Raw genomic sequence first — 19128 nt, 5'->3', positions numbered from 1 at the left:
GGAGCTACAGTACCATGGCCAAAGAAAAATTCGATCGTTCCAAACCCCACGTCAACATCGGCACCATCGGTCACGTCGACCATGGTAAAACCACGTTGACCGCAGCCATCACCATGGCGCTCGCGAAAAAGGGTCTTTCCGCAGTGCGTACCTTCGATTCCATCGACAACGCACCGGAAGAGCGCGAGCGTGGTATCACCATCGCTACCGCTCACGTCGAGTATCAGACGGCCAACCGGCATTACGCTCACGTCGACTGCCCGGGCCACGCTGACTATGTCAAGAACATGATCACCGGTGCCGCACAGATGGACGGTGCCATTCTCGTGGTTGCAGCCTCCGACGGCCCCATGCCGCAGACACGCGAGCACATTCTGCTTGCCCGTCAGGTGGGTGTGCCCCGTATCGTCGTGTTCATGAACAAGGTGGACATGGTTGACGACGCCGAACTTCTGGAACTGGTCGAACTCGAACTTCGCGAGCTCCTCAGTTCTTATGAATTCCCCGGCGACGAAATTCCCATCATTCGCGGCAGCGCTCTGCATGCACTCGAAGCCGGTACCGACAGCGACATTCCCGTCGATGACAACCGTCTGAACTGCATCTGGGAACTCATGGATGCGTGCGATGCCTACATTCCCATTCCCGAGCGCGAAACCGACAAGCCCTTCCTGATGTCGATCGAAGACGTGTTCTCCATCACCGGTCGCGGAACCGTGGGCACGGGACGTATCGAGCGCGGTAAGGTCCATGTGCAGGACGAAGTGGAAATCGTCGGTCTCGGCGCCCACAAGAAGACGATCGTGACGGGTGTGGAAATGTTCCGCAAGGAATTGGACGAAGGTATGGCCGGTGACAACGTCGGTCTGCTTCTCCGCGGTGTCGACAAAACCGAACTCGAGCGCGGCATGGTTCTCGCGAAAGTCGGTAGCATCACCCCGCACAAGAAGTTCAACGCGCAGGTGTACGTGCTGAAGAAAGAGGAAGGTGGACGTCACACTCCGTTCTTCAACAACTACCGCCCGCAGTTCTATTTCCGCACGACGGACGTGACCGGTATCACCGTCCTGCCCGCCGGCACGGAAATGGTTATGCCCGGTGACAACGTGGACGGTATGACCATCGAGCTGATTTCCGAAATCGCGATGGAAGAAGGTCTCCGTTTCGCCGTCCGCGAAGGCGGCCGCACCGTAGGCGCGGGTATCGTAACCAAGATTATCGAGTAATCAGAATGTGATAAGGACAGTGGGTGGAAACGCCACCCACTGTTTTTTCTCTCTCCAAGAAGAAGGTTAGTGACAGTGGCGCAGCAAAAGATCCGTATCAAACTGAAATCCTACGATCACAATCTGATCGACAAGTCGGCGGAGAAAATCATCAAGACAGTGAAGTCTACCGGCGCAGTGGTATCGGGCCCGATCCCGCTTCCCACCAAGCGCTCGGTGTACACGGTGTTGCGCTCGCCGCATGTTGACAAGAAGTCCCGCGAGCAATTTGAAACCCGTTCGCACAAACGACTCATCGACATCTTCAATTCCACGCAGCGTACCGTCGACTCGCTGATGAAGCTGGAGCTGCCCGCTGGTGTCGACGTTGAAATCAAAGTGTAACGACCTATTAGCTGGTTAGAAATTATGCCCGGAATACTTGGAAAAAAGCTCGGAATGACGAGCATCTTCGATGAGAATGGCAAGCACATTCCATGCACCGTCATCGAAGCCGGTCCCTGCACCGTACTGCAGCTTCGGACGAAAGAGCAGGACGGCTACGAAGCCGTACAGCTCGGTTTCGGTGAGAAGCGCCCGAAGAGCACGAACAAGCCCGACATGGGCCAGTTCAAGAAATTCAATACCCGCCCGTTGCGCAAAATCCGGGAATTCAAGGGCTTTGACGTTTCCGCGATGAAATCCGGTGATACGGTGACCGTCGACATGTTTGAAGCCGGTGAAAAGGTGACTGTGTCCGGAACGACCAAGGGCAAAGGTTTTCAGGGCGTCATGCGCCGTCATGGGTTTGGTGGTGTCGGTACCGCCACGCACGGCCAGCACAACCGCCTCCGCGCACCAGGTTCGATCGGTTCGAGCTCCTATCCGTCACGCGTGTTTCGCGGGATGCGTATGGCCGGACGCATGGGTAATGCCCGCGTCTCCTACAAAAACCTCACCGTCGTACGCGTCATCCCCGAATCAAACCTCATCATCGTGAAGGGTGCGGTTCCGGGAGCGAAGCAGAGCTTCCTCGAGATTCACAAACAAGCCAAGTAACCCTGAACCATGAACGTCCAAGCATACACAACAACAGGTCAGAAGGCTGATCAGATCGCCTTGAACGAGAACGTGTTCAGCGTCGAGCCCAACGCGCATCTCGTGTACCAGGCCGTACGCATCCATCTCGGGAATCGTCGTCAGGGTACCTCGAAAGCCAAAGAGCGTTCGGAAGTCCGCGGTGGCGGAAAGAAACCCTGGCGCCAGAAAGGCCGCGGCACCGCGCGTTCCGGTTCGTCCCGCTCTCCGCTGTGGGTCGGTGGCGGTACGGTGTTTGGCCCGCGCCCGCGGAACTACCGCAAAAGCTTCCCAACCAAAATGCGTCAGCTCGCCCGTAAGTCCGCCTACTCCATGAAAGCGGCCGATCAGCAAATCATGATCGTTGACGATTTTACGGTCAACGAACCCCGCACGAGGGAAGTGGCGGCGATTCTGAAGGCCTTGTCGCTGGAAAATACCAAGACCTTGCTCCTCGTCCCGGCGTATGACAAAAACCTTTGGCTCGCAGGGCGCAATATTCCGACACTCGAGATCCGTGAAGCTGCACAAGCGTCGACATACGACGTGCTGAACAATCAGATGCTTCTGATTCAGAAAAGCGCTCTGCCGGTGATCGAACAGACCTTCACGAAAATCTAATTCGGTGGACAGGATATGAACAGCATTATCAAGCGCCCGATCCTTACGGAAAAGATGACCATGCTCGGAGAGAAGCATCAGTACGCTTTCGAGGTGGACATCAACGCGAACAAGATCGAGATTGCAAAGGCCATCGAGAAGCGGTTTTCCGTGGATATCGAAAGCATACGGACCATCCGCTATAAAGGGAAGCGCAAGGCGCAATTTACCCGTCGAGGCCGCATCCCGGGCAATCGCCCTAACTGGAAAAAGGCGATCGTCACCCTCAAACAGGGTCAAACGATCGAATTACTGGAAGCATAAACGAGAAACGAATTTTACAGAAGGAATCGAGCAGTGGCTGTTAGAAAACTTCGTCCGATGACGCCTGCGACACGGTACTATTCGATATCGACATTCGAAGAAGTAACGTGCACGACGCCGGAGAAATCCCTGCTTGCACCGCTGTCCAAATCGGGCGGACGGAACAACAAGGGCCGGATTACATCGCGGCACCGCGGCGGCGGTCACAAGCGCAAGTACAGGATCATTGATTTCAAGCGCAACAAACTGGGTATCCCGGCACGTGTCGCCACCATCGAATACGATCCCAACCGTTCCGCACGCATCGCATTGCTTGTGTACGCCGATGGCGAAAAGCGGTATATCCTCGCGCCGGATGGCCTCAAAGTGGGCGAAACACTGATGAATGGGCCAGAGGCGGAAATCCGTGACGGCAACACGATGCCGCTGCAGAATATCCCGCTCGGTTCCTTCGTGCATAACATCGAAATGCGCCCCGGCAAGGGTGGCCAGCTCGCGCGCAGCGCCGGCAATGCCGCACAACTCGTCGCGAAAGATGGTCCGCATGTACAGATCAAGCTCCCCTCCGGCGAAGTCCGCATGGTCCCGAACAACTGCTCCGCCACCATCGGCAAGGTCAGCAACAGCACGCATGAGAATATCAGCTGGGGCAAGGCCGGTCGCAGCCGCTGGCGCGGTAAACGTCCGCATGTGCGCGGTATGTGCATGAACCCCGTCGACCATCCCAATGGTGGCGGCGAAGGGAAGTCGAAATCGGGTGGTGGCCGTCAGCATCCCGTCTCCCCGTGGGGCAAGTATGCAAAAGGTCTGAAGACGCGCAAGAAGAAGAATTTGTCCAATAAGTACATCATCAAGTCGCGGAAGAAGTAATGGCACGTTCACTGAAAAAAGGACCCTTCATCGATCAGAAGCTTGCCCGGAAGGTCGAGGAACTGAACAGGACGAACCAGAAGCGTGTGGTCAAAACGTGGGCGCGGCGCAGTACGATTCCGCCGGATTTCATTGGACACACCTTCGCGGTGCACAACGGTAACAAGTTCATTCCGGTGTACGTGCAGGAGAACATGATCGGCCACAAACTTGGCGAGTTCTCCCCGACGCGGATTTTCCGGAGCCATCCCGGCGGCAAGGCCGAAAGATCGTCCCGATAAACGAATTCGTCAAGGTACACCATGAGTCTCGAAGCACGCGCTATCAAACGATACATCCAGGGGTCGCCCCGCAAAATGCGGCTGCTGGCCGACCTGATCCGCGGGAAATCCGTCGAACAGGCACTGGACATTCTGCATTACTCGCCCAAGCACGCATCGAAAGTGTGTGAGCTGACACTCCGTTCGGCCGTGGCGAATCTCATCAACGCCAAGGATGGCGGAAGAATCAATCCCGAAAACGTCTTCGTCAAGACCATCACCGTTGATGGCGGTCCCATGGCGAAGCGCATTCTGCCCGCACCGATGGGCCGGGCGTTCCGCGTTCGCAAGCGGTCGAATCATCTTACAATCGTAGTAACCGAAAAAGACTAGGCAAGCAGGAGCACTATCTTGGGTCAGAAGACACATCCCGTTGGAATTCGCCTGGGCATCGTCAGAGAGTGGGATGCCAATTGGTACGATGAGAGGAATTTCGCGACGAAGCTGGACGAGGATCTGATGATCCGCAATTACGTCCGGAACCGTCTGAAAAAAGCTGGCATCGCGCGTATCGTCATCGAGCGCACACCGAAGCGCGTCGTTCTCGCCATTCATACCTCACGTCCCGGTGTCGTGATCGGAAAGAGCGGCAAGGAAATCGCGCAGCTGGAAGAAGAGCTCAAGAAAGTGACGAACAAGGATGTGAAAATCCTGATTTCGGAAATTAAACGTCCGGAACTCGACGCCTATCTCGTGGCCGAGAATATCGCCAGCCAGCTCGAAGGCCGTGTCTCGTTCCGTCGCGCCATGAAGTCCGCCATCACCTCGGCCATGCGTATGGGTGCCGATGGCGTCCGTGTCATGTGTGCGGGTCGTCTCGGCGGCGCGGAAATGTCCCGCACCGAACAGTACAAAGACGGACGCATCCCTCTGCATACCCTCCGGTCCAACATCGAGTTTGCCCGAGCGACCGCGAAAACCATCTATGGCTCCATCGGTGTCAAGGTGTGGATTTGCAAGGGTGAAGTGATCGGTAAAAAATCCGCCATGCAGTCGGGCCGGGTGTAACGGCGGACGATACCAGAACAGCAAGCGAAGGATATAGACCATGTTAATGCCCAAACGAGTCAAGTTCAGAAAACAGCAGCGCGGCCGCATGACCGGCAAGGCGTACAGAGGTTCGAGCGTGAGCTTCGGCGACTTCGGCCTCAAGGCCCTGGAGCCGGGTTGGATTACCTCGCGCCAGATCGAAGCCGCGCGTATTGCAATCACGCGCCGTATGAAGCGCGACGGAAAAGTCTGGATTCGCATTTTCCCCGACAAGCCCGTTTCCAAAAAGCCGCTCGAAACCCGTATGGGTAAAGGCAAGGGAGCACCGGAGTTCTGGGTGTCTGTCATCAAGCCCGGCCGTATCATGTTCGAAGTGGGCGGTGTCGCGTCGGAACTTGCACACGAGGCCCTCAAACTTGCGGCCTACAAACTTCCCCTGAAGGTCAAAATCGTTACCCGCCCCGATTTTTCGGGCGAATAAGCGCTGGAGCAGCAGATAATGAAAGCATCAGAAGTCCGGAATCTCACGAATGCTGAAATCGAGGAGCGCATTGCGCAGGAACTCGATCAGATGGTCACATTGCACTTTCAGCATGCCAGCTCGCAGCTGACCGACACCTCAAAGATCAACAAAGCGCGTCGCGATGTCGCGCGCATGAAAACGGTATTGAACGAACGCGAAATCAGCGGAGAGAAGAAGTAATCATGGAGAACGCACAGTCATCCCCTTCCACCGAAAGGAATTTCCGCAAAACGCGCGTCGGTCTCGTTGTTTCCAATAAAATGAACAAGACGATCACTGTTTCCGTCGAGCGTCAGGTTCCGCACCCACTGTATAGGAAGTACTTCAAGACCTCCAAGAAGTATCTCGTGCATGACGAACATTCCACCGCCGCTCCCGGCGACAAGGTGCTGATCATGGAAACCCGTCCCCTCAGCAAACGCAAACGCTGGCGGCTGGTCGAAATCGTAGAACGTGCACGTTAACGGCTTAAAGTAATAGGTATCACCGATGATTCAGGAAGAAACCAATCTCGTCGCCGCCGACAACTCCGGCGCGAAAAAAATCCGCTGCATCCGCGTTCTGGGCGGATCCGGACGCCGCTATGCCGGCGTGGGCGACATTATCGTCATCACGGTTAAATCGGCCATTCCCGGCGGCGCCGTGAAAAAGGGAGAAGTCTCCAAGGCGGTGATCGTGCGGACCAAAAAAGAATACCGCCGACCGGACGGTTCCTATATCCGTTTCGATGAAAATGCGGCGGTGCTCATCAATAACAACCTCGAACCCCGCGGTACACGTATCTTCGGACCCGTCGCGAGAGAACTGCGCGAAAAGTCCTTTATGAAGATCGTCTCACTTGCACCCGAAGTACTCTGATAACCATCATTCAGCGTAAAGAATCATGAAGCTCAAGATCAAGAAAAACGACATGGTGATGGTCATCGCCGGCAACTCGCGGGGGAAATCTGGTAAAGTCCTGCGCGTGATCCCGGAAAAGTCGCGCATCATCGTCGAAGGTGTCAATATCGTCTCGCGACACAGAAAGCCGACACAGGCCAATCCCCAGGGCGGCATCTCCCGCCAGGAAGCGCCTATTCATATTTCCAACGTGATGCTCCTCGATCCGAAATCGAACGAGCCTACACGCGTCGGGAAAGCTCCTGTCACCGACGAGAATACCGGAAAGACCCGCTACGTGCGACGCAGCGTAGCCAGTGGTGAAACAATCGAATAATCTTCAACGCACTCAATATTCAGATCATGGCCAAGACCAAGGAAAAAGCTGCGGCAAAATCCGCGGCAAAACAGAAAGAGTACGGCGACGATCCCGTCGAAAGCGTCCGTCTGTTCGAACGCTATAAGACCTCCATTGTCCCCGAACTGATGAAACAGTTCTCCTACACCAGCATCATGCAGGTACCGAAAATCGAGAAGATTTGTATCAACATGGGTCTCGGAGACGCGATTCAGGACGCGAAGCTCATCGAACAAGCCGCGGACGACCTTGAGACGATCACCGGACAGAAGGTCGTCGTCACCAAGGCAAAACTGAGCATCTCGAATTTCAAGCTTCGTACCGGTATGCAAATCGGCTTGCGTGTCACGCTCCGCCGCGCCCGCATGTATGAATTTCTCGATCGCTTCATCAGTACCGCCATTCCCCGCATCCGTGATTTTAAAGGTGTGTCGGACAAGTCCTTTGACGGCCGCGGAAACTACAGCATCGGTGTAAAGGAACAGATCATTTTCCCTGAAATTGATGTCGACAAGATTGCTCGTGTGTTCGGTATGGACATCACGATCGTGACCAGCGCCAAAACGGACGAGGAAGCCATGGCCCTTCTCAAGCAGTTCGGCCTTCCGTTCCGGAAAAAAGAAGTTGCATAAACGATTAACGAAGAAGAGGATACACCGTGGCTCGTACGTCTCTGATTGTCAAGTCCAATAAAAAGCAGAAATTCGCCGTCAGGGCATATAATCGCTGCAAGCAATGCGGCCGTGCCCGCGCGTACTACCGCCGCTTCGGCCTCTGCCGTCTCTGTTTCCGCGACCTCGCCCTCGAAGGTAAGATCCCCGGCGTCCGCAAGGCCAGTTGGTAAGAGTATTCACGACGGATAAACGATAGAATTCATCATGACAGATCCAATCGCAGATTTTTTGACGCGCATCCGTAACAGCATTCGCGCGAATCACAAGCAGGTCGAAATCCCCGCATCGAACATGAAGGTCGGGCTGACGGAAATACTCTACCATCAGGGGTACATCAACGGCTTCTCGATACTCAACGATACCGTGCAGGGCACGATACGCATTTACCTGAAATACAAGGGCGGGAAGTCCGTCATCGAAGGTCTCGAGCGCATCAGTTCTCCGGGTCTGCGCAAATACGCCGGCTCTCACGAGGTGCCCCGCACGCTCAACGGGTTGGGTATCACCATCGTCTCCACCCCGAAAGGGCTGTTGACCGACGCACAGGCGCGAGCGGAAAACGTGGGTGGGGAAGTTCTTTGCAGAATCTGGTAAGCATCATCGAGAAGGAGTTGAACCGTGTCTAGAGTTGGTAAAAACCCCATTGTGATTCCCTCCGGCGTGAGCGTGACGCTCATGGATGGCATCGTTACGGTCAAAGGCCCCAAAGGTGAGCTGAAGCGCCCCGTGTCCAACGAGGTTACCGTCGCCATCGAAGATGGCCAGGTTACCGTTACGCGTCCTTCCGACCTGAAAACCCACCGGTCGCTGCATGGCACCACGCGCGCGAACATCCAGAATATGGTTGTCGGCGTCGTTGACGGATACACCCGGAAGCTCGAATTGGTCGGCGTGGGTTACAAATTTGAAATGCTCGGGACCAAGCTGTTGATGTCCATGGGCTATTCGCATCAGGTCGCGTTTATCCCGCCTGCGGGAATCACGTTTACCGTTGAGTCGAATACGGCGATGACCGTCACAGGCATCGACAAACAGCTCGTCGGTCAGGTGACCGCGAAAATTCGCGCCATCCGCCCGCCCGAACCGTACAAAGGCAAGGGCATCAAATACGCCGGCGAGCAGATTCGTCGTAAGGCCGGTAAAACCGCGAAATCGTAATTGAGAAGTATCGATACTGGAGCATAGAATATCATGTCCATTCGTAAAGTGAAAAAGTACACGGAACGCGAAAAGCGCAAAATCCGCATTCGCAAGAAAGTGGTCGGTACCCCCGATCGCCCGCGGCTTACCGTGTACCGCAGCCTCAAGCATATGTACGCGCAGCTCTTTGACGATTCTCGCGGTGTTTCCCTCGGCACTGTCTCCACCAAGACCGAAGCGGTCGTGGAGGAATTGAAAAACCAGAAAGGGAAAGTGTCGGCCGCACAGCTTGTCGGAAAGGAAATCGCAAAGCTCGCACAATCAAAGAACATCACCAATGTGGTGTTCGACCGCAACGGATACCTGTATCACGGTCGCGTCAAGGCGGTTGCCGACGGCGCTCGTGAAGCAGGTCTCCAATTGTAATCTGGACGGAATTTTTAAGGAGTGATACTTGGCTACCGTAGTTAAAGCAAGCGAGCTCGAACTGAAGGAGCGACTCGTCCAGATCAAACGAGTTGCGAAGGTCGTAAAAGGCGGTCGTCGCTTCAGTTTCAACGCCATCGTCGTGGTAGGCGACGGCAACGGGCATGTCGGCATCGGTCTCGGCAAAGCAAATGAAGTGACCGACGCGATTTCGAAGGGTGTGGAAGATGCGCGCAAACGCGTCATCCGCATCCCGATCATCAAAGGCACCATCCCGCATCCGGTCATCGGCCGCTACGGTGCAGGCAGGGTCATTCTCAAACCGGCATCGCAAGGTACCGGTCTCATTGCAGGCGGGGGAGTGCGCGCAGTACTCGAAAGCGCCGGCGTCCTCGACGTGCTGACGAAATCTCTCGGTACGTCCAATCAGCATAACGTCGTCAAAGCGACGATGGACGCGCTTGAACGCCTCGTCGATGCGCGTTCGGTTGCGGCCAGGCGTAACGTGACGGTGAAGGACGTGTTCACGACCCAGGTCAGCAAGTAAAGGGTGGAAAGAAAAATGGCGAAGCTCAAAATTACACAGACGCGCAGCGTCATCGGCAGACTCGAAAATCAGAAGCGCACGATTGAAGCGCTCGGACTCGGTCGGCCGAATAATGTTGTCATCCACACGGATACCCCGCAAATCAGGGGTATGATTCGCAAGGTCTCCCACCTCGTATCGGTCGAGGAAGTGGAAGGCTGAGACGGACGAGAAAACGATAGCAGGATAATACAATGACGAATCATTTAGGAAATCTCCGACCCGCGGAAGGTTCGAGAAAGAAACCCAAACGCATCGGGCGCGGCCAGGGCAGCGGTCACGGCGGCACCTCGACACGCGGACACAAAGGTGCGCAGTCCCGCTCGGGCGCCAAGCGCAAATTGGGCTTCGAAGGCGGACAGATGCCGCTGCAGCGCCGTCTGCCGAAATTCGGTTTTACGAATCACAACCGCGTCGAATACCTCGGAATCAATGTGTCGCGTCTCCAGGAACTCGTTGAAAACGGAGTCGTTACCGACGGTATCATCAATCCGGACGTGTTGTACAACGTGGGTGTCGTGTCCAAGCGCCGCTCTCTGGTAAAGATCCTGGGCAACGGCGAGATCAGCAGCAAGCTCGAAATCTCCGCACACGCCTTCAGCGCTACCGCCAAGGAGAAAATTGAGGCGGCAGGCGGTACAGTCACCACAGTTTCAGCGTAACACACAGGTATATAATGGCTGGGTTCGGCGAAAGTATTCGCAATATGTTCAAGATCCAGGAGCTGCGGGAGCGGATCCTGTTCACCCTTGTCATGCTCGTGATTGTGCGCTTCGGCTCACACGTCACGCTACCGGGCGTCAATGCGTCCCTGCTGGCGGATTATCTCAGTTCACAGACGGGCTCCGGCGGTCTGTTTGGACTGTTTGACCTTTTCGTCGGCGGTGCCTTCAGTAACGCCGCGATCTTCTCGCTCGGCATCATGCCGTACATCACAGCTTCGATTATTCTTCAGCTGCTCGGAGCGGTAGTGCCGTACTTCCAGAAGCTGCAGAAGGAAGGCGGCGAAGAAGGACGGAAGAAAATCAACCAGTACACCCGTTATGGGACGATCTTCATCGCCGCCTTGCAGGGGTGGGGCGTGAGTGTGCGCTTGCAAAACCTCACGACACCCGGTGGCGCGCCCGTCGTTCCGCCCGAGGTACAGGGGCTTTTCTTCGCGCTCACGACGATGTTGATCATCGCCGCGGCGACCATGCTCATGATGTGGATCGGTGAACAAATCACCGAGAGGGGTATCGGGAACGGTATTTCCCTTATCATCTTTGTCGGTATTGTTGCGCGTCTTCCGCAATCGCTGCTAAGCGAGTTCACGGGAGGAACGAACATCATCATCACCATCATCATTATTGGCCTCATGGTGGTCATCACCGGAGCAGTGGTCATGGTGACCCAGGGGACGCGGCGAATACCCGTGCAGTATGCAAAACGAGTCGTGGGTCGCAAGGTCTACGGAGGCGTGACGCAGTACATTCCTCTGCGCGTGAATACCGCCGGCGTCATGCCCATCATTTTCGCGCAATCAATTATGTTTGTGCCGGAAACGATCACGATGTTCTTCCCGGAGAACGAGTTCATGCAGACGCTTGCCGTCTGGTTCCGCTTCGACTCGTTCTTTTACGCGACGATTTACGGCATCATGATCATCTTCTTCACGTACTTCTACACGGCGATCTCCTTTAATCCGCAGGACGTAGCCGACAACATGAAACGTCAGGGCGGCTTTATTCCCGGCATTCGTCCGGGAACGCACACCCGCGATTACATCGAGAACATCTTGACCAAGATCACGCTTCCTGGTTCGATTTTTCTCGCTATCATCGCCGTGCTCCCGACCTTCATGATGAAATTAAATGTCACGCCGGAATTCGCGCAGTTCTTCGGCGGTACCAGTCTGCTGATCATCGTAGGCGTTGCGCTCGACACGCTGCAGCAAATTGAAAGCCACCTCCTCATGCGTCATTACGACGGCTTCATGAAGAGCGGCAAAATCCGCGGACGAATCGGACGCGGTTAGGACACTGAACCGGGCATGATCGAAAGGAAAACCGAGGCAGATATCGAGCTGATGCGTGAAAGCAACGCAATCGTGTCCGATGTTCATCGCCTGCTCATGCCCCTCGTCAAGGAAGGTACTCTGGTATCCGAGCTTGACACCATGGCGGAAGACTTCATTCGCTCCTGCAACGCCCGCCCTGCATTCAAGGGCTACAGTTCCGGCAGCAAAACCATTCCGCCATTTCCCGCGACGCTCTGCGTCTCTATCGACGACGAAGTGGTGCACGGTATCCCCGGACCTCAGGCCCTGAAAAATGGACAGATCATCTCGATAGATGTCGGAGCGGAGAAAAACGGATTTTTCGGCGACGGAGCGATCACGCTTCCCGTCGGAACCGTGGATCCTGAACGGCAGCGACTGATGGACGTCACCCGCGAAGCGCTGTTCCTCGGAATAGACAAGGCGGTGCCCGGCAACCACCTGTACGATATTTCCGCAGCGATTCAGGAGCATGTCGAAACCAACGGCTTTTCCGTCGTACGAGACCTCGTCGGGCATGGAATCGGGCGGCGGCTGCACGAAGAACCGGCTGTACCGAATTTCGGAAAGGCCGGCACCGGCCCCAGGCTGGAAGCTGGAATGACGCTCGCGATCGAACCGATGGTCAACTACGGAAGCTTCAAGGTACGCATCGCAAAAAATGGATGGACGGTACTGACAAAGGACGGCTCCGCATCCGCGCACTTCGAACATACAGTGTACATTTCTAAGGAAGGACCGGTTTTGCTCACCAATCACTTTGAACGACGCGATGGCTAAACAGGGCTCCATTACAGTAGACGGCGTGATAACGGAAACCCTTCCGAACGCGATGTTCAGAGTACGCCTCGAAAACGGGCACGAAGTGCTGGCCCACGTATCCGGAAAAATGCGCATGCATTTTATCCGCATCCTGCAGGGCGACAAAGTGACGGTGGAACTCTCGCCGTACGACCTGACCAAAGGCAGAATTACGTATAGATACAAATAGTTTTTTTACGGAGATATCATGAAAGTCCGTGCGTCTGTGAAGAAAATGTGTGACAAGTGCAAAGTGATCCGCCGCAAAGGCGTGGTACGGGTCATTTGTACGAATCCCAAGCACAAGCAACGCCAGGGTTAATCCGTTGGTATCCAGAACTCACCAAAGAGCTGCAAGGAGTTACAGTTGGCACGCATAGCTGGAGTCGATTTACCAAGAGCGAAACATGCCGTCATCGCCTTGACCTACATCTACGGCATCGGGCGTTCGACCGCGAAAAGTATTCTCGATGAAACGGGAATACCGCACGACAAGAAGATCGAGGATCTGACTGAAGACGAAATCAACGCGATCCGCAACATCATCAGCGGTATGAAGGTCGAAGGTGCGGTGCGCAGCGAAATGCAGATGAACATCAAGCGTCTGATGGACATCGGCTGCTACCGTGGTCTTCGCCACAGAAAAGGTCTGCCGGCACGCGGCCAGCGGACGAAAACCAACGCGCGCACCCGTAAGGGCCGCAGAAGAACGGTCGCCGGCAAGAAAAAGGCGCCTTCGAAGAAGTAATCTCGCACACAAGAGTTTTATACAGGAGTCGCTGTGGCAAAAGCCGTAAAGAAGACGAAGAAGAAGATCCAGGTCGACACCACGGGCCGTGCCTATATCAAGGCCACGTTCAATAACGTTCTCGTGACGCTGACGGACGTGTACGGAAATACCATCTCATGGTCCTCCGCCGGCAAGAACGGATTCAAGGGTTCCCGCAAGAACACTCCGTTCGCCGCACAGGTCTCGGCGGAAGGCGCCGCCAAGGAAGCATATGATCTCGGTCTTCGCAAAGTTGAAGTGTTTGTGAAGGGGCCCGGCTCAGGTCGGGAAGCCGCTATCAGGTCGCTGCAGACCGCCGGTCTGGAAATTATGGCGATCCGTGACGTCACACCGATCCCGCACAACGGGTGTCGGCCGCCGAAGCGCAGAAGAGTCTGACGCAGCATCGAACTGACCCGGCAGCCTTGCCCGCCGCGTGTCGTGTACCCGATGTCAGACTGTCAGACCGTGACCAGACACAGAACCCTTTAACAGGAGAACATTTTCACAGATGAATACGACTATGATTCAAATGCCTGAGGGCATCGTCCTTGACGAGGCGACCTATTCCGCAACCTACGGAAAGTTCGTTGTTCAGCCGCTTGATAAGGGGTACGGCATCACGATCGGTAACTCCTTTCGCCGCGTTCTGCTCTCCTCGCTCAGCGGCATTGCCATCACCGCGATCAAGATCGACGGCGTGATGCATGAGTTCTCCACCATTCACGGGGTTGTCGAGGATGTGTCGGAGATGGTGCTTAACCTGAAGGAAATTCGCTTCAAGGCGGTGAATCCCAAGGCCTCCAGCATCATGATTTCGCTCAAGGGGCCGCATACGTTTACCGGTGCCGACATCCAGGCCGCCTCGCCCGAATTCCAGGTGTTGAACCCCGAGCAGTATATCTGCACGCTCGGGCCGGAAGCTGCGTTCGATATCGAACTGCGCATCGGCCGCGGCAGAGGGTACGTGCCCGCCGATGAAAATAAACTGGCGGATCAACCCCTCGGAACGATCACTATCGATTCGATCTTCACGCCGATCAAGAACGTAAAAGTCCTCGTCGAAAATACGCGTGTGGGCGGAAGCACGGACTACGACAAACTGACGCTCGAAGTGACAACCGACGGCTCCATCACTCCCGAAAACGCGCTGTCGCAAGCCGCGAAAATTCTTCTTGACCATATCGAAATGTTCATCAGCTTCGATATCGGCAAGAAAGAGGACATTGAGCTCTCCATGGAAGATGGCGAGGTGATGCGCATTCGCAAGATTCTCACCACGTCCGTCGATGACCTCGAACTGTCCGTCCGCTCGCACAATTGCCTGAAGGCCGCGAACATTCGCAACATCGCCGATCTCGTCCGTCGCGACGAAGCGGAGATGCTCAAGTTCCGCAATTTCGGACGTAAATCGCTCGCCGAACTCGGCGCGATTGTGGATGAGTTCGGATTGTATTTCGGTATGGACGTCGACAAATATCTGAACGCTGGCGAGATCCAGGAAGAAGAGTAACCTAAGAAATAGAATATCATCATGAGACACGCAAAAGTTGGACGGAAACTTTCAAGGTCGGCGAGTCATCGCAAGGCTCTCCTCTCGGCGCTCTCCGTTGCGCTGATCAAACACAAACGCATTCAGACGACGGCAGCGAAAGCGAAGGAAACCCGCCGCATCGTTGAACCGCTCATCACGCGTGCCCGTGACGCCTATATGCGCGAAAAAAGCGGCGAACCCGTGGATATCCATTCACGCCGCATCATCGCGAAATTCATTCGCGACAAGGAAGCGCTCAACCTGCTCTTTTCCGAAATCGCGGAAAAAGTCGGCAAACGTCAGGGCGGATATACCCGTGTGCTGAAACTCGGCAATCGCCTCGGCGACGGCGCGGAAATGGCGGTGATCGAACTCGTGGATTACAACGAGGCGCAGGACACCAAACAGCGCAAAGATCGCGTCGCCCGCTCCAAGGCCGCACTGCAGCGTCGCAAAGCCGCTGAGGATCGCAAGGAAAAAGCTGCAGCCGCTCCTGTCGCTGCCGCGCAAGAAGAGGTGGAAGCACCCGTCGCAGAGGTGGAAGACGCCGCCGCTGTCGCGCAAACCGACGACCTCGCAAACGCGGAAACTCCGGAAACAGAGACCCCCGCAGCCGAAGCCTCCGAAGAGGAGCCCAAGGCCTGACCGCCACGTAACCATTGCAGCGCCGTGGCAATGCCACGGCGTTTTTTTTGGCACACCCATGCACGCAGTTTTCGAAATCAGCGCCGTCTCGCCGTCGCAATTCCCCGCACCGGATCGCAAGGAATTCGCGTTCGTCGGCAGGTCCAATGTCGGGAAATCCTCGCTGTTGAACCTGCTGACCGGTCTGAAGGGACTCGCGAAAGTGAGTGCCACGCCCGGCAAAACGCGGCAGATCAATTTTTTCCGCATCGGTGATACCCTCCGCTTCGTGGATCTGCCGGGCTATGGGTATGCAAAGGCGTCCCATACCAGCAGAGCCGAGTGGGGAAAGTTGATTACCAACTATTTCGGGGAACAGCGGCCTCTCGGTCTGGTCCTGCAACTCATCGATTCACGTTTGCCGCTGCAGGCGTCCGACGCGAGTGTGCTCGGCTTGTTCATCGAACGGGTGCTTCCCGTACAAATTGTATTGACCAAGGTGGACAAGCTGAACCAATCCGAGCGCTCGAAACAGACACGGCTGCTCCTGAACGCCATGCGCGAGATCGGGTACACGGGAGATCTCCTTCTCGTGTCAAGTCTGAAGGGACTGGGGAAAAAGGAGCTCTTGCAGCGTATTTTCGATTCCGCGGGGAATGTGGACTAGACCGCAACATCGTTTCATACAAGCCGGCTGATCGACTCCTCGTCATAGCGCCGGCCTCACCTGGATGAAGCCTGCTTCACTCCGTTATCCGTTACAACAGATCATGCTCGAATCATTCGCAAAGTCGTTCATCCCGCTGTTCGTCGCCATGGACACGGTGGGTCTCGTTCCGCTCTTCCTCGGCCTCACGCAAGGGATGGCAGACAAGGAACTCCGCAAACTCATTTACAGCGCCGCACTCACGGCACTGATCATCTCCGTGGTTTTTCTGTTCACGGGCACCGCGCTCTTCGAATTCATGGGCATCACCGCACACGATTTCCGCATCGGTGGCGGTGTACTGCTGCTTATCCTCTCCATACAGGATCTGGCGACATCGCAGAGTCAGGAGGATCGGCGCAAACCCAAAGCAACGGTCGGCGTGGTCCCCATCGGTATACCGCTGATGATGGGACCCGCAGCGCTCACCACCATCCTGATTCTCGTGGACACGCAGGGCATCCCCATGACTCTCGGAGCGCTGCTCGCAAATCTGCTGATCGTCCTCCTTGTGCTGCTCAATTCCAAATTCATCATCCGTATCATGGGTGAGGCGGGATCGCAGGCGTTCGCGAAGGTTGCGTCTCTGTTCATGGCCGGTATCGCGGTGATGATGATTCGCTCCGGTGTGGAAGGCGCACTGGGTATCGGCTGACACCATGCACATAGCGACAGTCAGCTGCCTTCCTGAAGCATAGCGCGATTGATGGTGCTATCAGGGAGCAGCGGCATTCGCATCGTACGTGCTTCCTGAGTGACTCCGGCCCCGGCGGCACTGATGAATCCCTGATGAATGGCGGGTGCTGTATCTCGTGTGCTTTTGTTGGCAGGAAATGATTTTTTCCGGTTTCGTTGTTGCTTACATCGCAGTGAACACACGAAGGTATCATCATGCCGTATACATACTTCCACGAACGCGTCCCGAAAATCGGATTTTCTGAAACGCGATCAGTGTTTGTACATGGCGATCTTGTATTACCGGGCGACGTGTACGGATTTCTGGAGCTGTACTGCGACGATCCCGCCTGTGACTGCAGGCGCGTGGTGCTTTTCGTTTCCTCCAGATTGACGCTTCCAAAGGTGCTGGCAACAATCAGTTACGGCTGGGAGGGCCTGCGTTCTACGAGAAGACACTCCACGACAAGCCACTGGCTCTGGAGAGCAGCGGTGCGTCCCTCGATCCCTACAACGAGCAAAGCGAATACTCTGTCGCCTTGCTGGATGTGTTTATCAATGTCGTGCTGACTGATGAATACGAGGAGCGTCTGAAACGGCATTACCGCATGTTCAAAGCTGCGTTGCGTGAACATGCCAACAAGACCGTGAGACCACGAAAAACGCTACGCGGTCGATAGCATGGTGCGCCGTATTCTTCCACTCGAAGAAGCTCTGCCGTGAGCATAGAGACTCGAGGTGGAGTCGCAGGACTATCCGTTCTCGCGCATGGGAGGGTCGATGAGCCGAAATCCCTCGATCTCCCGCAAGAGCCCGCACCCGGCCGCTTGCGATGGTGTAAGCACCCCATGCGGAACCTGGCCCGAGAGAATGCGTTCGGTCAGCGCCAGCGCGGTAAGAACAGTGGTCGTGTACCCCTCGGGAGTGATCATCCATTTTCTGATGCGATTACCGGCCTCGTTGCGAACTTCCCCGAGTATGTGATACCGTCCGTTGCGACGTTGCCGCAGGCTCGGCCCTCGCACCAGTGAGTGAATCACCGCTTCACTCGCCCGTAACATCGCACCCCGCATGACGTGGGTCACGCCACGCATCGCACGCATGACATACGCGGCGCCGCGTCCCGTGCCCCCGAATACCTCGATGTTGGGTATGCCTGTGCTTCTGTACGCCGAAGCGATGTCGCCCCAGGGAATGCTCATGCACCATTCACTGCCATGATCGAATTGCAGGAGTTCGATGCGGTCCGCATGCGGAATGTGCAGCAGCTCACCGTCCCTCCGTATCATCCCGCCGCGGGGAATCGCCTCGAGCGTGGCTTTCCAGGTGCCGGGGCTTTGATGAATTTTTCCCGCGAAGGCAAGACGCAAATGTGTCGCATCGGGCATGTCCTTGTGCAGTGAAGCGGCGAGACAGTCCGTGGGCACCACATCGAAGCCCGATCCGGGCAATACGGTGATGCCTCGCGCACACGCCTGCTCGTGTAAAGGGTACTGCGCTTCGAGTACCGGGATTTCGCCGTTGATGTCCATGTAATGCGTCCCGGTGCTCAGACAGGCATGCACCATGGCCTCCCACGTTCGCGTAAACGGCCCCGCGCAATGCAACACCAGCGATATATCCGACAGCGCATCTCCGAGCTGCGCTGCATCCCCGAGGCCGCATACCCGGATTTCGCAACCCAGGCGGGCGCCAAGGTCTTCCAACGCCTTTGCGTTACGGCCCGCCAGGACAGGCCGCTCGCCGCGACGGACAGCTTCTTCCGCGATTAACGTCCCCGTGTATCCGTTTGCGCCATACAGCATCCAGCGATGGTCACCGTTCGTATCCGTTGCTTCGTTCATGGTAGCATCTCCGTGCATTGTGTGATGGACTGGTCCGGAGTATCAGAAGGGCTCAACGCCTGAACTCAAACGCGCCGGATTGGTCGGCCCGTGCGGGAGAGAACGCAGCGCGCACACCGCCGCGCACCGCGTGACTCGAGATGCGTCACTCGTGCGTCGTGACAG

General features: G+C 55.9%; 34 protein-coding genes. 32 read left to right on the top strand and 2 right to left on the bottom strand.

Going from position 1 to position 19128, the window contains the following annotated elements:
- Nucleotides 1-14 precede the first annotated feature (14 nt).
- From tuf to M5R41_09450, 32 genes are all read left to right on the top strand, one after another.
- Nucleotides 15-1226 (top strand): elongation factor Tu, encoded by a 1212-nt coding sequence (tuf, locus tag M5R41_09605; protein ID MCZ7556645.1) that lies wholly within the window; start codon nt 15-17, stop codon nt 1224-1226.
- Nucleotides 1227-1301: 75 nt separating this feature from the next.
- The gene (rpsJ, locus tag M5R41_09600; GenBank protein MCZ7556644.1) at nt 1302-1610 is read left to right on the top strand and encodes a 30S ribosomal protein S10; all 309 of its coding nucleotides are present in this window, start codon (nt 1302-1304) and stop codon (nt 1608-1610) included.
- 24 nt (nt 1611-1634) lie between these two features.
- Nucleotides 1635-2264: a 50S ribosomal protein L3 gene (gene rplC, locus M5R41_09595; GenBank protein MCZ7556643.1), complete on the top strand. Its 630-nt coding sequence runs from the start codon at nt 1635-1637 to the stop codon at nt 2262-2264.
- Between the two features lie 9 nt (nt 2265-2273).
- Nucleotides 2274-2903, top strand: a complete 630-nt coding sequence (rplD, locus tag M5R41_09590; GenBank protein ID MCZ7556642.1) for a 50S ribosomal protein L4 — start codon at nt 2274-2276, stop codon at nt 2901-2903.
- A 15-nt stretch (nt 2904-2918) separates the two neighbouring features.
- A complete protein-coding gene (gene rplW, locus M5R41_09585; GenBank protein ID MCZ7556641.1) occupies nt 2919-3206 on the top strand; it encodes a 50S ribosomal protein L23 in 288 nt (95 codons plus the stop codon).
- 33 nt (nt 3207-3239) lie between these two features.
- Nucleotides 3240-4076, top strand: a complete 837-nt coding sequence (rplB, locus tag M5R41_09580; GenBank protein ID MCZ7556640.1) for a 50S ribosomal protein L2 — start codon at nt 3240-3242, stop codon at nt 4074-4076.
- The gene (gene rpsS / locus M5R41_09575) at nt 4076-4357 is read left to right on the top strand and encodes a 30S ribosomal protein S19 (GenBank protein ID MCZ7556639.1); all 282 of its coding nucleotides are present in this window, start codon (nt 4076-4078) and stop codon (nt 4355-4357) included. Before rplB ends, rpsS begins: the two co-directional genes overlap by 1 nt.
- A gap of 21 nt (nt 4358-4378) precedes the next feature.
- A complete protein-coding gene (gene rplV / locus M5R41_09570) occupies nt 4379-4729 on the top strand; it encodes a 50S ribosomal protein L22 (GenBank protein MCZ7556638.1) in 351 nt (116 codons plus the stop codon).
- Nucleotides 4730-4747: 18 nt separating this feature from the next.
- Entirely contained in the window at nt 4748-5404 is a 657-nt protein-coding gene (rpsC, locus tag M5R41_09565; GenBank protein MCZ7556637.1) for a 30S ribosomal protein S3, read from the top strand.
- Nucleotides 5405-5444: 40 nt separating this feature from the next.
- On the top strand, nt 5445-5867 hold the full coding sequence (rplP, locus tag M5R41_09560; protein MCZ7556636.1) for a 50S ribosomal protein L16: 423 nt from the start codon (nt 5445-5447) through the stop codon (nt 5865-5867).
- A gap of 18 nt (nt 5868-5885) precedes the next feature.
- On the top strand, nt 5886-6089 hold the full coding sequence (gene rpmC / locus M5R41_09555; protein ID MCZ7556635.1) for a 50S ribosomal protein L29: 204 nt from the start codon (nt 5886-5888) through the stop codon (nt 6087-6089).
- Between the two features lie 2 nt (nt 6090-6091).
- Nucleotides 6092-6373 carry a 30S ribosomal protein S17 gene (gene rpsQ, locus M5R41_09550; protein ID MCZ7556634.1) on the top strand — a complete coding sequence of 94 codons (282 nt, stop codon included), beginning with the start codon at nt 6092-6094 and terminating at the stop codon, nt 6371-6373.
- A gap of 25 nt (nt 6374-6398) precedes the next feature.
- On the top strand, nt 6399-6767 hold the full coding sequence (rplN, locus tag M5R41_09545; GenBank protein ID MCZ7556633.1) for a 50S ribosomal protein L14: 369 nt from the start codon (nt 6399-6401) through the stop codon (nt 6765-6767).
- Between the two features lie 25 nt (nt 6768-6792).
- On the top strand, nt 6793-7125 hold the full coding sequence (gene rplX, locus M5R41_09540) for a 50S ribosomal protein L24 (protein ID MCZ7556632.1): 333 nt from the start codon (nt 6793-6795) through the stop codon (nt 7123-7125).
- A 26-nt stretch (nt 7126-7151) separates the two neighbouring features.
- Nucleotides 7152-7778: a 50S ribosomal protein L5 gene (gene rplE / locus M5R41_09535; protein MCZ7556631.1), complete on the top strand. Its 627-nt coding sequence runs from the start codon at nt 7152-7154 to the stop codon at nt 7776-7778.
- A 26-nt stretch (nt 7779-7804) separates the two neighbouring features.
- The gene (locus M5R41_09530; GenBank protein MCZ7556630.1) at nt 7805-7990 is read left to right on the top strand and encodes a type Z 30S ribosomal protein S14; all 186 of its coding nucleotides are present in this window, start codon (nt 7805-7807) and stop codon (nt 7988-7990) included.
- Between the two features lie 34 nt (nt 7991-8024).
- Complete coding sequence (gene rpsH, locus M5R41_09525; protein ID MCZ7556629.1) at nt 8025-8414, top strand: 30S ribosomal protein S8; 390 nt, start codon at nt 8025-8027, stop codon at nt 8412-8414.
- A gap of 24 nt (nt 8415-8438) precedes the next feature.
- Entirely contained in the window at nt 8439-8978 is a 540-nt protein-coding gene (gene rplF, locus M5R41_09520) for a 50S ribosomal protein L6 (protein ID MCZ7556628.1), read from the top strand.
- Nucleotides 8979-9011: 33 nt separating this feature from the next.
- Nucleotides 9012-9386: a 50S ribosomal protein L18 gene (rplR, locus tag M5R41_09515; protein MCZ7556627.1), complete on the top strand. Its 375-nt coding sequence runs from the start codon at nt 9012-9014 to the stop codon at nt 9384-9386.
- A gap of 28 nt (nt 9387-9414) precedes the next feature.
- Nucleotides 9415-9933 (top strand): 30S ribosomal protein S5, encoded by a 519-nt coding sequence (gene rpsE / locus M5R41_09510; protein ID MCZ7556626.1) that lies wholly within the window; start codon nt 9415-9417, stop codon nt 9931-9933.
- A 15-nt stretch (nt 9934-9948) separates the two neighbouring features.
- A complete protein-coding gene (gene rpmD / locus M5R41_09505; protein MCZ7556625.1) occupies nt 9949-10134 on the top strand; it encodes a 50S ribosomal protein L30 in 186 nt (61 codons plus the stop codon).
- Nucleotides 10135-10166: 32 nt separating this feature from the next.
- On the top strand, nt 10167-10634 hold the full coding sequence (rplO, locus tag M5R41_09500) for a 50S ribosomal protein L15 (protein ID MCZ7556624.1): 468 nt from the start codon (nt 10167-10169) through the stop codon (nt 10632-10634).
- A gap of 14 nt (nt 10635-10648) precedes the next feature.
- Complete coding sequence (gene secY, locus M5R41_09495; GenBank protein MCZ7556623.1) at nt 10649-11989, top strand: preprotein translocase subunit SecY; 1341 nt, start codon at nt 10649-10651, stop codon at nt 11987-11989.
- Between the two features lie 15 nt (nt 11990-12004).
- Nucleotides 12005-12790 carry a type I methionyl aminopeptidase gene (gene map / locus M5R41_09490; protein ID MCZ7556622.1) on the top strand — a complete coding sequence of 262 codons (786 nt, stop codon included), beginning with the start codon at nt 12005-12007 and terminating at the stop codon, nt 12788-12790.
- Nucleotides 12783-13001, top strand: coding sequence for a translation initiation factor IF-1 (gene infA, locus M5R41_09485; GenBank protein ID MCZ7556621.1), 219 nt, complete (start codon nt 12783-12785; stop codon nt 12999-13001). Before map ends, infA begins: the two co-directional genes overlap by 8 nt.
- Nucleotides 13002-13019: 18 nt before the next feature.
- Entirely contained in the window at nt 13020-13133 is a 114-nt protein-coding gene (rpmJ, locus tag M5R41_09480; protein MCZ7556620.1) for a 50S ribosomal protein L36, read from the top strand.
- Nucleotides 13134-13178: 45 nt separating this feature from the next.
- Complete coding sequence (gene rpsM / locus M5R41_09475; GenBank protein MCZ7556619.1) at nt 13179-13559, top strand: 30S ribosomal protein S13; 381 nt, start codon at nt 13179-13181, stop codon at nt 13557-13559.
- 33 nt (nt 13560-13592) lie between these two features.
- A complete protein-coding gene (rpsK, locus tag M5R41_09470; GenBank protein MCZ7556618.1) occupies nt 13593-13979 on the top strand; it encodes a 30S ribosomal protein S11 in 387 nt (128 codons plus the stop codon).
- Nucleotides 13980-14091: 112 nt separating this feature from the next.
- Nucleotides 14092-15093: a DNA-directed RNA polymerase subunit alpha gene (locus M5R41_09465; GenBank protein MCZ7556617.1), complete on the top strand. Its 1002-nt coding sequence runs from the start codon at nt 14092-14094 to the stop codon at nt 15091-15093.
- A gap of 21 nt (nt 15094-15114) precedes the next feature.
- Entirely contained in the window at nt 15115-15759 is a 645-nt protein-coding gene (gene rplQ / locus M5R41_09460; GenBank protein ID MCZ7556616.1) for a 50S ribosomal protein L17, read from the top strand.
- Nucleotides 15760-15817: 58 nt separating this feature from the next.
- On the top strand, nt 15818-16405 hold the full coding sequence (yihA, locus tag M5R41_09455; GenBank protein ID MCZ7556615.1) for a ribosome biogenesis GTP-binding protein YihA/YsxC: 588 nt from the start codon (nt 15818-15820) through the stop codon (nt 16403-16405).
- A gap of 103 nt (nt 16406-16508) precedes the next feature.
- Nucleotides 16509-17099, top strand: coding sequence for a MarC family protein (locus M5R41_09450; protein MCZ7556614.1), 591 nt, complete (start codon nt 16509-16511; stop codon nt 17097-17099).
- Nucleotides 17100-17541: 442 nt separating this feature from the next.
- Here the strand turns inward: M5R41_09450 and M5R41_09445 are convergent, their stop codons facing one another.
- Both M5R41_09445 and M5R41_09440 read right to left on the bottom strand, forming a co-directional pair.
- Nucleotides 17542-17754, bottom strand: coding sequence for a hypothetical protein (locus tag M5R41_09445; protein ID MCZ7556613.1), 213 nt, complete (start codon nt 17752-17754; stop codon nt 17542-17544).
- A 117-nt stretch (nt 17755-17871) separates the two neighbouring features.
- A complete protein-coding gene (locus M5R41_09440) occupies nt 17872-18963 on the bottom strand; it encodes a saccharopine dehydrogenase NADP-binding domain-containing protein (protein MCZ7556612.1) in 1092 nt (363 codons plus the stop codon).
- Nucleotides 18964-19128: the final 165 nt, after the last annotated feature.

This window comes from Bacteroidia bacterium (assembly GCA_027493955.1).
Taxonomy (GTDB): domain Bacteria; phylum Bacteroidota; class Ignavibacteria; order SZUA-365; family SZUA-365; genus JAOSJT01.
This window is presented reverse-complemented; position numbering and strand designations above follow the sequence as displayed.

Coding starts and splice junctions, on each gene's coding strand:
- tuf (MCZ7556645.1), top strand. CDS start 15: ATGGCCAAAGAAAAATTCGATCGTTCCAAACCCCACGTCAACATCGGC.
- rplC (MCZ7556643.1), top strand. CDS start 1,635: ATGCCCGGAATACTTGGAAAAAAGCTCGGAATGACGAGCATCTTCGAT.
- rplD (MCZ7556642.1), top strand. CDS start 2,274: ATGAACGTCCAAGCATACACAACAACAGGTCAGAAGGCTGATCAGATC.
- rplW (MCZ7556641.1), top strand. CDS start 2,919: ATGAACAGCATTATCAAGCGCCCGATCCTTACGGAAAAGATGACCATG.
- rpsS (MCZ7556639.1), top strand. CDS start 4,076: ATGGCACGTTCACTGAAAAAAGGACCCTTCATCGATCAGAAGCTTGCC.
- rplV (MCZ7556638.1), top strand. CDS start 4,379: ATGAGTCTCGAAGCACGCGCTATCAAACGATACATCCAGGGGTCGCCC.
- rplP (MCZ7556636.1), top strand. CDS start 5,445: ATGTTAATGCCCAAACGAGTCAAGTTCAGAAAACAGCAGCGCGGCCGC.
- rpmC (MCZ7556635.1), top strand. CDS start 5,886: ATGAAAGCATCAGAAGTCCGGAATCTCACGAATGCTGAAATCGAGGAG.
- rpsQ (MCZ7556634.1), top strand. CDS start 6,092: ATGGAGAACGCACAGTCATCCCCTTCCACCGAAAGGAATTTCCGCAAA.
- rplN (MCZ7556633.1), top strand. CDS start 6,399: ATGATTCAGGAAGAAACCAATCTCGTCGCCGCCGACAACTCCGGCGCG.
- rplX (MCZ7556632.1), top strand. CDS start 6,793: ATGAAGCTCAAGATCAAGAAAAACGACATGGTGATGGTCATCGCCGGC.
- rplE (MCZ7556631.1), top strand. CDS start 7,152: ATGGCCAAGACCAAGGAAAAAGCTGCGGCAAAATCCGCGGCAAAACAG.
- rpsH (MCZ7556629.1), top strand. CDS start 8,025: ATGACAGATCCAATCGCAGATTTTTTGACGCGCATCCGTAACAGCATT.
- rplR (MCZ7556627.1), top strand. CDS start 9,012: ATGTCCATTCGTAAAGTGAAAAAGTACACGGAACGCGAAAAGCGCAAA.
- rpmD (MCZ7556625.1), top strand. CDS start 9,949: ATGGCGAAGCTCAAAATTACACAGACGCGCAGCGTCATCGGCAGACTC.
- rplO (MCZ7556624.1), top strand. CDS start 10,167: ATGACGAATCATTTAGGAAATCTCCGACCCGCGGAAGGTTCGAGAAAG.
- secY (MCZ7556623.1), top strand. CDS start 10,649: ATGGCTGGGTTCGGCGAAAGTATTCGCAATATGTTCAAGATCCAGGAG.
- map (MCZ7556622.1), top strand. CDS start 12,005: ATGATCGAAAGGAAAACCGAGGCAGATATCGAGCTGATGCGTGAAAGC.
- infA (MCZ7556621.1), top strand. CDS start 12,783: ATGGCTAAACAGGGCTCCATTACAGTAGACGGCGTGATAACGGAAACC.
- rpmJ (MCZ7556620.1), top strand. CDS start 13,020: ATGAAAGTCCGTGCGTCTGTGAAGAAAATGTGTGACAAGTGCAAAGTG.
- M5R41_09465 (MCZ7556617.1), top strand. CDS start 14,092: ATGAATACGACTATGATTCAAATGCCTGAGGGCATCGTCCTTGACGAG.
- rplQ (MCZ7556616.1), top strand. CDS start 15,115: ATGAGACACGCAAAAGTTGGACGGAAACTTTCAAGGTCGGCGAGTCAT.
- yihA (MCZ7556615.1), top strand. CDS start 15,818: ATGCACGCAGTTTTCGAAATCAGCGCCGTCTCGCCGTCGCAATTCCCC.
- M5R41_09450 (MCZ7556614.1), top strand. CDS start 16,509: ATGCTCGAATCATTCGCAAAGTCGTTCATCCCGCTGTTCGTCGCCATG.
- M5R41_09445 (MCZ7556613.1), bottom strand. CDS start 17,754: ATGTTCACGCAACGCAGCTTTGAACATGCGGTAATGCCGTTTCAGACG.
- M5R41_09440 (MCZ7556612.1), bottom strand. CDS start 18,963: ATGAACGAAGCAACGGATACGAACGGTGACCATCGCTGGATGCTGTAT.